The organism is Dolichospermum circinale AWQC131C, assembly GCF_000426905.1.
GTDB classification, from domain to species: Bacteria; Cyanobacteriota; Cyanobacteriia; order Cyanobacteriales; family Nostocaceae; genus Dolichospermum; species Dolichospermum circinale.
The window spans coordinates 1-376 of the sequence record NZ_KE384606.1 but is presented as its reverse complement, the minus strand read 5'-3'; the positions used below and the strand labels follow the sequence as shown (position 1 = coordinate 376).

Here is a 376-nt window from a genome sequence, read left to right as displayed (position 1 = left end):
GGGATTAGGAGTAATTCTAGGGACAACAACCCTAGCTTTAGTACAATACCAATCCGTATCTGCATTAACTGCTGTAGAGGTTAATGATATCGCTAAACCAATCACCGTCATGATTGGAGGACTAGATGGTAAGGGTTCAGGAGTAATTATTGCCAAAAATGGTAATACCTACACTGTGCTGACAGCCAATCATGTGGTGAAAAAAGCGGGATATGGTCTTTATGAGATTATCACCTATGATGGGCAAAAATACCAGATGGAAAACAAAGCTCAAATTCTGGGAAAATTGGATTTAGCCTTAGTCAGATTTACTAGTTCTAAAAATTATCCCCTTGCTAAAATTGCTGATTCTCGCACAGTTAAACAAGGAGCAACG

General features: G+C 39.1%; 1 protein-coding gene. It reads left to right on the top strand.

The features are described from left to right. On the top strand, positions 1 to 376 hold a 376-nt coding region (locus ACIR131C_RS22315; protein ID WP_035371751.1), incomplete at both ends, for a trypsin-like peptidase domain-containing protein.